The following is a 9788-nucleotide window of genomic DNA, read 5'->3' on the forward strand; positions in this document are numbered from 1 at the left end:
GCGATAAAATAAATTATTGAATTTGAATTTTTGCACGATTATCTTCAATCTCTGCAGATTCTTTTAAAGCATTATATAGCTTACTTGATACAACACCTGCTTTTTGCTGCGCAACACGATTGGCTGCAGCTTGGTAATTATCTAATTCGGCTGCCGGCGTTACTTTAGTAACCTGTACCATATAAACACCATTTGCACCGTCAATAAGTCCAGATGTTTCACCTTCACTTAATCCAAAGGCAGTACCAACAACTAATGGTTCGCGACCTGCACCGGAAATAGTTGGTGTTTTCATATTAATTCCTGTTGCAGTCCTAACACTTAAACTTTCAGCTTTTGCTAAATCGTCTAAGTTTGATGCAGACACGCGATCACGAATTATTTTAGCTTTCTTTTCTTTTCTAATTTTAGGAAGCACCGTTGCTGTAGCTTCTTCAACCGACATTAAACCTTTCTCATGTTTAGCAACCAGTTGTGCAATTACGTAACCTCCTGTAATATTAAAACGCTTAATATCACCTTCTTCAGAATCAGCCTCGAACGCCCAACGTACAATGGAACGTTGGTTACCAATACCTGGAATAGCTTCATCTAAAGCTTTCATACCATTTACTGGTTTTACAACGTATTTATTCTCGAGTGCTAAAGCTTCAAAATCACCTTTACCAGCGTTAATTTCAAAATTAGAAGCTTCTCTAAATACTTTATCGGTAGTTTCTTCAGAAGGTCCAATTTCTCTAGCAATAGTAGCAACTTGAATTGCTTTGCTTTTATTTTTCTGTCCTTCGATTTCTATAATATGATAACCAAAAACCGTTTTTACAACACCTAAATCGCCAACTTCACCTTCAAATTCGAATGCATTAAACTCTGGAACCATCGTGTTGTAAGGGTGCCAATCGTAACGACCTTCTTTTGCAACACTTCCTTGGTCTGAAGAAAACTCGGTTACAAACTCAGAAAATTTAGATTTATCGGTTTTTAAAACAGCCAATAAACTATCGGCAGTAACTTTTGCTTGAGCATCGGTTTGTGTTACTTCTGGTGATGCACTTTGCGCTCCAATAAACGGAATTAAAATATGACGTACTTTAGCCGAATCTGGAATTTGCTTTACAGCAGCCACTTTCGATAATTTAAAGTATCCATTATCTTTATAAGGTCCGTAAACTTCGCCTTCATTTAATTTATAAATGCTATCGGCAACCGCAGTTGGTAAACTATTTTTAAATACAAAACGCTCATCGAACTTAATATCTGAACCTGCAGTATGATTAACATAATCTGCATTATTTTTCACTTTAGAAAATGCAACTACAGTATCTTTTCTACCTGTTTCGTCAACCAATCTTCCGTTTAAATAAGTAGTTAGTTCTTTTACAATATTGCTTTCGTCTTGAACCGAAGCAACCTCCTTAAACTCTACAAAACGAATATCTCTAGAAGCTTCAACCTCAAATTGTTTTTTATGCTCCTTTATATAGCTGGAAATTTCAGATTTAGTTACGGTAACCGTACTGTCTGGAATTTTGCTAAATGGTACTTGAACATATTTTATATCTACTTTATTACCTTCTAATTTATGTTCTAACTCACCTTCGTTTAACGTTCCTGTTAACCCCGCTTTTACTAAGTTAAAATAGTTTTGCTGTAAAGCATTGTTAGCTACTTGGTTTTCGTAGTTTATCCAACTTTGGTAACCAGCTTCAGAGGTTTCTTTTAAGTTTGCGATGTATTCGTTTAATTTATTTTCATCAAATAAACCAGCTTCATTTAAAAACTCTGGACTAGAGGCTAACGCCGTTTTTAACAAATCGCGCATTTGGTCTTTTTCAACTGTAATCCCCAAAGCATCGTATTGCGTTTCCATAACGGCTTGACGCACTTCTTGATTCCAAACTTGATTCATTACCTGAGTATTGGTAGCGTTTGGTCCCATTTGACGTTGTAATGCTTCAACCTTTTGAAGAAAATCTTCACGCGAAATATCTTTACCGTTAATTGTCGCAACAATATTTTGCGATTTCGAAGTTAATGCATCACTGTTTTTAAACAAATCTGCTAATACAAAAGAAAATAACGCTAATGCAATAATTAATATTAAAATTAGTGAGCGTTGTCTTATCTTATTTAAAACTGCCATTTGAAAATTTAATTTTTTAAAACCCTGTTTTAATGAGGATTACTTATTAATGTATTCACTAAATATTAAATCTAGTAAAAATATCGTGCGCGAAAATACCATTTTCTATCCAATAATAAAAGTGTAAGGAAGTATTTTAATCGTCTTGTAAAACTTTAACTTCCACCAGGTCTATTTTAGTGTTAGACACTTCAAGAATAGTAAATTGAAACTCCTCTATCTTAACAATTTCGTTTTGTGTAGGTATTTCTTCTGTATGGTTAACTATAAGACCACCAAGCGTTTCGTAGTGTTCGCTTTCTGGCAAATTAAGTTTATAAGTTTCGTTAATATAATCAACCTCCAATCGTGCCGAAAATTTAAATATTTCGTCATCTATTACATCTTCAATTAAATCTATAGAATCGTGTTCGTCTTCAATTTCGCCAAACAGTTCCTCAACAATATCTTCAACTGTCATAATACCCGATGTGCCGCCATATTCATCTAAAATAACAGCTATACTTTTGCGTTTTTTGGTAAGTACACTAAGTACATCTTTTATTAGTACAGTTTCTGGAACATATTCTACTGGTAGCAACATTGCTTTTATGCTCTTTGGCTTTTTAAACAACTCGAAAGAATGTACATAACCTAAAATATCGTCGATAGTCTCTTTATAAACTAAAACTTTGGTACAACCTGTTTCGGTAAAAAGAGCACTTAAATTTTTAATAGAATCGTTGATTTCAACCGCAATAATTTCGGTCCGCGGCACCATAACTTCTCGGGCCTTTACATCGGAAAACTCTAATGCATTTTGAAATATTTGAATTTCTGAATCTACATCGTCTGATGCTTCAACCGACTCCAATTGCTCACTAATATAATTCCCTAATTCTACTTTTGTAAACGCCATTTGTATTTGGTCGCCTTCGGTTTTAAACAAGTATTTTAAAATGATATCTGATATCCAAATAACAAATTCTGATATAAAAGTGAATAATATATAAAACAAATACGCCGGAATTGCTAAAGCTTTTATTAGAGTGTTTGCATAAATTTGAAAGAATACTTTTGGCAAAAATTCGGCCGTTATTAAAATAACTAAAGTTGAAATTATGGTTTGCGACAGTAAACTTAAATCGGTAAGTAAATAGTTTAAAAATTCGCTATTTGTTGGTAACATAGATTGAAACCATTCCATTAAAAAATCGCCCATAAAAAAACCATAAATTACCAATGCAATATTGTTACCAATAAGCATAGTTGTAATAAATTTAGATGGTTTAGCAGTAATTTTACTTAAGGCTTTCGCTAAAATACCATCTTGCTTTTTTTCGATTTCGATGTGAATTTTGTTAGAAGACACGTAGGCAATTTCCATGCCCGAAAAAAAGGCCGAAAAAATTAAAGAAGCAATTATAATAACAACAAAAACACTCATTTACTTTGAGTTATTTCTATTATCGAATTTTTTACTAAATTTTCTACGGAAGAAAAACATAAACACAGCTAAGGCTGCAAATGCTAAAGATATATAAGCGCCTGTTGCATTTACTCCCCATTTTGTAAAGGCATCATAAACAAACATAAACGCGAATATTAAATAAGCGTATTGAAAAATTTTATAAAATTTCATGTATTGAAATTATTAATTTATTTACTGTAAAGATACTTAATTTTGAAGAATGCCAAGTTAACGATTGTTAATCTTCTTCTAGTGTAATAATACCATTAACTTCTAGTACTTCGGCATTTGTGAATTTTGAATTTGAATCGAAACCATTACCATTTATTAAATCCTGTTCGGTTTTAAACGATACGGGTTTGTTGGTATACAACCATTCCTTACTTTGGTCGTAATACAATTGGTCGGTTTTTAAAACTTGATTATCGTGCGTGGTAATTACCACATTGCTGCGCATATCTATTAAATCTGTATCGGTGTAAACGAAAGCGTAATCTGCAACAATGGTACTTTTACGGCTTTGGTCGTCGTAAACATATAAGGTTGCACCGTCGGTAAACTCATGGAAGGGAAAATCGCGATTAGAGTAATCGAAAAGTTTAGTACTTACCAAATTGGCTTTTAACTTGCCAGAATCGGTATATTTTAGATTGGAATTATACTCCACACCAATAGGCTCGTTATCTGAAATGCCTATTTTTTGCACCTTTTGCAAACTGTTATTACATGAAAAAAACATAGCCACAGCAATGGCTATGACTATGTTTTTAATAAAATATGTTTTTTTTCCTATCATTAAATTTTTGGAACAGTTACTGAAGACCCTATCCAACATCCAATTTTAATAGTTTCACCAGAACGTCCTGAGCTAAAAATCTCAGATTTTGATGGTGCTTTTGCCTTGTAATTTGCAACAGACTGTGCCGCTCTAGATTTCATTGTAGGATCTACGTTTGCAGCCCTTTGTGCTTCGTTTGCAGCTAACCAATATACAGCTCTTTTATCGAAAGGATTTTCACCACAACTGTTTGCACTAGCGGCATACATGGCTGCAATTGATAAATACGGGCTACCGTCTGATGGGTTTAACTTTAAAGCCTGACGGAAGAAGCTACGCGCTTGCCCATAGCGTCCTTTTCCTTTTAATTTTAAACCAATACGTTTGTTTAGTTTTGCTTTTTTAAAGTCATCTGTTTCTAAATCGATTGCTTGCTTATAAAAAGCGATAGCACCGTTTGCATCTCCATCTTTATCTTTTAAGATACCTAAATAGTAAGCCGAATTAGCTGATGGACTTAACTCATGGTATGCGTTTACTAACTTAAAGAATAAAGGATCGTCGGTACAATCTTTTTCACTCATTTTACCAGCAGCGCGTTGTAACCATAAAGCGTTACCTTTGTTTGCTTCAAAATCTTTCTCGTAAAGTGGAATTAAGTTATCACAGTTTGCTCTATCACCTAATTTACTATCAATACTTCCAGATACTTGGTCGTAAGCCTTTAAATAACTTTCGTAATATCTTTTATAGCTCTTTTCTTTGCTTGTATAAGTAGCACCCGTAGAATCTTTTGCTATAAGTTTGTTTAATTGAGCTGAATAGTTCCCTACTTCTTCTTCAACTTTTTCAACTACATCATCGTATTTATTAAACAAATCGGCAGCAGTTTTCTTATTAGCATCATATAAATCAACCATTAAAGAAAAATAAGTGTATAAACTTTTTGGGTTTTTAAAAGATTCTTTATCTGCCTGATAAGCTGCATCAAAAACATTATAAAGCTCTTCTTTAGTTTTACCTAAATCTGTGCGGTTATCGTACATTAACTGTGCCGCTTTTGCAGCATATTCGCCAGTTGGTGTTTTACTAGCAAAATGTTCAGCACGTTGTTCCCAAAGTTTTAATAAATCGTTTATAAAAGCAACCTTTTCTGCACCAGAAGAGTTATCAATTTTATGATCAAGTATTTTTTCACCATCTACATAAATGGCGTTGTTAAATTTAGGGCATGCATTTCTAACAGACATCCATGGTTCGTAAGCTGCATCGAAATTTTTTGCTTTTACATACTCATGAAATATTGAAAGCTTCGTCATGCATTCTTCATTCTGTTGAGCAAAACCAAAGTTTAACCCAAAAAATAAAATAGTTAATAATAATGTAATTTGTTTCTTCATGATATTAATTAATAAATTTATACTGTTAGTCGTATTTTCTTTTCTCAAACCATCTATCGTTCAAAGATAAGCTTAATTGGAAATTAACAAAATTCTCCTGTATTAAACTATTGTTAGTTGTTCCACGCTTACCAAATTCGGCACCTAAATTGGCATTCGATAATAGTCTAGAATCTCCTACAGGTATTCCTACTCCAAAAGACATGCCAAACTCTTTTATAGATTCGTTATTTATAACTATTCCTGTTTTTTCGTAACGTATTCCAGCTCGATACACTACACGTTTAAAAAAGTTGTTAAAGGCATTATATTTTGGAATATAAAACCCTCCAAGCGATATTGTTGCTGCATCTTCGTGTGTTCTTGAGTTACTACCATTTACAACAGAGCCTCTTAAATTACTGGTGTTTCTAAACACATATTCTGTACCAATAAACCATTTTCTTGATTCCCCTACACCAAAACCAGCAGAAAAACGCGATGGTAATATTAAATCGGTTTCTTGTAAGCCTAAAGCTTCTAAATCTACATCAATGGAATTATAAACAAACTCACTTCCATCTGTATTTGTAACAATAGTAGAAAAACTACGTTCATTTTTAGAACCTAGTAAACTTTCTGGTGCATAAGTAACCCCTACAGATAACTCTAAATTATTCATGATAACACCTTTATAGGTTGCACCAAAATTTAAATTTAGTCCGCTTAAATCCGATCGGTTATCTTCTCTAGATTGATATTGTATGGGCGTGCCATCATCGTCATAAATATACTCAACAGTGCTATTCGTTATGTTTCCAAAATTATATTGAAAATCGACACCTAGTGAAACCCCTTTAAAAACTTGATAAGCTAATCCAGCAAACACTTTGTTTACACCACCTTCTCCTCTAAATCTATATTGTAAATTATCGTCTTGATTTAACGCTTGTAACCTATACCCAACTGAAGAATGCGGTAACAAACCAAAACCAATTCCAAATTTACCAAGTGGCACAGCAATGGCTAAATAATCGAATGTTGCAGACGATGTTTTATCGCTACCATTTTCACTCTTTAAGTTTATTCTTGAATAATTACCACCAACAGCAAACTTTACAGGACTTGTTTCGCCATTAAAAGGATATACTCCTACTCTATCGCTGGCATACGATGCCGGGTTTCGCAAATTAACATGAATACTATCGGTGTAAACACTTAACCCTCCCATACTTCGGTTTTCGGCAGTACCTTTAAATTTTATATTTCCTATTCCGTAAAAAGAATATGGCGATGCAGAACCTTCTTGTCCGTAACTGTAAATTGAAACAACAGCTATAAAAACTAATACTAGCTTTTTAATCATTCGTTTATGTTATATTGTAAAATATAGTTTAATCCCTCTAATAAAAAATCAGAAAGCGCAAATATGCTACTTTTTAATTGTTTTGACAAAAATTTAGCATCTCCTCCTGTTAAAATAACCGATAAATCTGGGTAACGTAACTTATATTGATTAATTACACCTTCTAATTCATTTAAAACGCCATAAACAACTCCTGAATGTATGGCTGTATTTGTTGAAGTCCCAATTAATTCAGTTGGCACGTTACGTTCTAACAACGGCAATTTGGCTGTAAAATTATGTAAAGCTTTATAACGCATTTGCAAACCAGGAGAAATAGCACCACCTAAATATGTATTTTCACTATTTACAAAATCGAAAGTTATACAAGTGCCTGCATCGATAATTAAAATATTTTGATGCGGAAATTGATTAACACCAGCTGCCACCAACGCAATACGATCTACACCCAAAGTCTTTGGCGTTTCGTACAAATTTTTAAAAGGCAACCTTACTTGTACTGATAACACCGTTAAAGTAAACTCACCTTCTAAAAAAGTAAGCGTTGATTGTTCAAGCTTACCTACCGATGAAATTATAGCAGTAACTAAAGTTGGGTAGTGTTTTTTTATTTCAAAAATTTCATTTTTAATAGAATGTTCTGCAACTTCTTTTTTAAAAACCAAGGTATTATTTCTAAAAACAGCTAGTTTTATTAAAGTGTTTCCTACATCAATAACTAAATTCATATATTTTAAATTGACGCTAAATTAAAAAACGCAAAAGTAATACCTTTTGTTTTTAACATAAATTGTTAAATTTCAAAACAATACTATATTTGAAAAAAATAATTTAAATTTTTTACAATTTTATTTTGGCAAATAACAAAATTGAATATATATTTGCATCCGCTTTAGCGAGGTACCTTAGCTCAGTTGGTAGAGCAAAGGACTGAAAATCCTTGTGTCCCTGGTTCGATTCCTGGAGGTACCACAAAAAATCCCGAAACATTTGTTTACGGGATTTTTTTTATTCTATAAATTATTTTCCAATTTGCATACCAACATTAAGTAAAAAACAATCTGTAGAAAGTCCTTCCAATAAACCAAAACCTTTTCTATATTTAACATCAAAGAATAGCTCTTTACTTTTGATATTAAGCGTTTTCAATCCAAATCCAATAACAACACCGGTATCAATTTTTGAAAAAGGACTTTCATCAAATTATTCTGACGATCTTGTATAACCGGAGAAAAATTTAACTTCTAAATCTCGATTATATTCATGCGCCAAAGCGTAATTAAAAAAAACACCTATTGAAAGTATAGGATTAAACTTTCTTTTGTTTGGAAATTCATACCTTAACATAATATCATTATTTAATCCATATTGTTCATAATTGATATTATTATAATAATTGGTATAAAATATTTCTTCTGTATAAATATTAGATGTACTTTGTTTAAAATGAGAGAAAACACCTTCATATTAAAAAAAAAGTTTTTCATTCAATCTAGGAAGATGAATTTTATAGTATATTCCTATTGATGGTGCTATTGAAAAGTTAAAATTACTATTCCTAAAATAATAATCATCATCAGTTACATTGTTATCTGAAATAGAGAACATATTAAGACCAACAATTAAACCAAATTTGTTTTTAACTTTTGCAATTGATTTTTCATAAACTAAACATATTTGGTCTGGACAAACCTCATTATGATAGTCCTTCGTAATATTAATTAAGGATTTATGTTTTAGCTCTATATTTTCAACGCTTTTTACTATTCTAGGGCTTTCCTTGAACAGATATTTTAACGTCCCTATATATTCCTTATTCTCTTTAATATAAGTAACATCGTCAATTAATACGCTTCTCTCATTATTTTTCAATTCATATAATATATTATTATCTTTTGATACGTAATAATGATCTCCTTTGTCATCTCTATAATAATAAATATCAATTACTCCATTTACAAGGTACTCTAAAAAAAGATATTCATTATTGTTCTTTGTTTTTTTTGAAACATAATATTTTCCTTCAATAAACTTATATCCTTTTATTGATTTAGGCACATAAATTTGTTCATCGGAATTCGTTGTTTTTTTAAAAATACATTTTTTAGAACTTCTAATATCTCCTCTATAATCAATTAAACCATAAATAGTATCCATAGAATTATTGATTATATATCCCTTTCTAAAATCCGATTGACAATTTATTTTTGTTAAACTTATTAAAACAAAAAGTAATAGGGAACATATTTTTTTCATAAAAATTGATATATATTTTTTTAAAAACTAAAATAAAAATTAATTGAATAAATTCAGTTCATAGGACGATCAAAAGTATAAACTTATCAAAATAATAAGTTATTAAAATACATATTTTAAAATCCACAATTGTTCAATTAAAACACCAATCATAATCCACAAATCACAGTTTTCTAGATTTTAATTAATGAACACTAAAGCGTCATAGTATATAGTAATGATTAACTATATAAAGTGCTATATTTTTTTAAAAAAGAAAAAGTAATAAAACAAAAAACCCTTCACAGTCTTGTGAAGGGTTTGAAAAAAGGCGGCGACCTACTCTCCCACGAGTGTAGTACCATCGGCGCTAATGGGCTTAACTTCTCTGTTCGGAAAGGTAAGAGGTGAGCCCCATCGCTATAACCACCTTAAAC

General features: G+C 31.7%; 8 protein-coding genes, 1 tRNA gene and 1 rRNA gene. 1 reads left to right on the top strand and 9 read right to left on the bottom strand.

Annotated features, from left to right (window positions below):
* Window positions 1-13 precede the first annotated feature (13 nt).
* From LG651_RS11900 to LG651_RS11930, 7 genes are all read right to left on the bottom strand, one after another.
* On the bottom strand, window positions 14-2143 hold the full coding sequence (locus LG651_RS11900; protein WP_226696348.1) for a SurA N-terminal domain-containing protein: 2130 nt from the start codon (window positions 2141-2143) through the stop codon (window positions 14-16).
* Between the two features lie 136 nt (window positions 2144-2279).
* Window positions 2280-3569: a hemolysin family protein gene (locus LG651_RS11905; RefSeq protein ID WP_226696349.1), complete on the bottom strand. Its 1290-nt coding sequence runs from the start codon at window positions 3567-3569 to the stop codon at window positions 2280-2282.
* The gene (locus tag LG651_RS11910) at window positions 3570-3764 is read right to left on the bottom strand and encodes a hypothetical protein (RefSeq protein ID WP_226696350.1); all 195 of its coding nucleotides are present in this window, start codon (window positions 3762-3764) and stop codon (window positions 3570-3572) included.
* A gap of 67 nt (window positions 3765-3831) precedes the next feature.
* The gene (gene lptC, locus LG651_RS11915; RefSeq protein ID WP_226696351.1) at window positions 3832-4389 is read right to left on the bottom strand and encodes an LPS export ABC transporter periplasmic protein LptC; all 558 of its coding nucleotides are present in this window, start codon (window positions 4387-4389) and stop codon (window positions 3832-3834) included.
* Complete coding sequence (locus LG651_RS11920) at window positions 4389-5771, bottom strand: tetratricopeptide repeat protein (RefSeq protein ID WP_226696352.1); 1383 nt, start codon at window positions 5769-5771, stop codon at window positions 4389-4391. The genes lptC and LG651_RS11920 overlap by 1 nt, the downstream gene beginning before the upstream one ends.
* Before the next feature lie 25 nt (window positions 5772-5796).
* Complete coding sequence (locus tag LG651_RS11925; RefSeq protein WP_226696353.1) at window positions 5797-7116, bottom strand: hypothetical protein; 1320 nt, start codon at window positions 7114-7116, stop codon at window positions 5797-5799.
* The gene (locus LG651_RS11930) at window positions 7113-7844 is read right to left on the bottom strand and encodes a type III pantothenate kinase (protein ID WP_226696354.1); all 732 of its coding nucleotides are present in this window, start codon (window positions 7842-7844) and stop codon (window positions 7113-7115) included. Before LG651_RS11930 ends, LG651_RS11925 begins: the two co-directional genes overlap by 4 nt.
* Window positions 7845-8015: 171 nt before the next feature.
* Here LG651_RS11930 and LG651_RS11935 point away from each other — a divergent pair.
* A tRNA-Phe gene (locus LG651_RS11935) sits at window positions 8016-8088 on the top strand.
* A gap of 495 nt (window positions 8089-8583) precedes the next feature.
* On the opposite strand, the gene LG651_RS11940 is transcribed toward LG651_RS11935, so the two are convergent.
* Window positions 8584-9273 carry a hypothetical protein gene (locus LG651_RS11940; protein ID WP_226696355.1) on the bottom strand — a complete coding sequence of 230 codons (690 nt, stop codon included), beginning with the start codon at window positions 9271-9273 and terminating at the stop codon, window positions 8584-8586.
* Between the two features lie 404 nt (window positions 9274-9677).
* Window positions 9678-9785: ribosomal RNA gene (gene rrf, locus LG651_RS11945) — 5S ribosomal RNA — on the bottom strand.
* Window positions 9786-9788: the final 3 nt, after the last annotated feature.

It is taken from the genome of Neotamlana sargassicola (assembly GCF_020523965.1).
GTDB lineage: Bacteria > Bacteroidota > Bacteroidia > Flavobacteriales > Flavobacteriaceae > Neotamlana > Neotamlana sargassicola.

Excerpts from the sequence above, each read along its gene's own strand:
- LG651_RS11900 (WP_226696348.1), bottom strand. The coding sequence starts at position 2,143 with ATGGCAGTTTTAAATAAGATAAGACAACGCTCACTAATTTTAATATTA.
- LG651_RS11905 (WP_226696349.1), bottom strand. The coding sequence starts at position 3,569 with ATGAGTGTTTTTGTTGTTATTATAATTGCTTCTTTAATTTTTTCGGCC.
- LG651_RS11910 (WP_226696350.1), bottom strand. The coding sequence starts at position 3,764 with ATGAAATTTTATAAAATTTTTCAATACGCTTATTTAATATTCGCGTTT.
- lptC (WP_226696351.1), bottom strand. The coding sequence starts at position 4,389 with ATGATAGGAAAAAAAACATATTTTATTAAAAACATAGTCATAGCCATT.
- LG651_RS11920 (WP_226696352.1), bottom strand. The coding sequence starts at position 5,771 with ATGAAGAAACAAATTACATTATTATTAACTATTTTATTTTTTGGGTTA.
- LG651_RS11925 (WP_226696353.1), bottom strand. The coding sequence starts at position 7,116 with ATGATTAAAAAGCTAGTATTAGTTTTTATAGCTGTTGTTTCAATTTAC.
- LG651_RS11930 (WP_226696354.1), bottom strand. The coding sequence starts at position 7,844 with ATGAATTTAGTTATTGATGTAGGAAACACTTTAATAAAACTAGCTGTT.
- LG651_RS11940 (WP_226696355.1), bottom strand. The coding sequence starts at position 9,273 with ATGGATACTATTTATGGTTTAATTGATTATAGAGGAGATATTAGAAGT.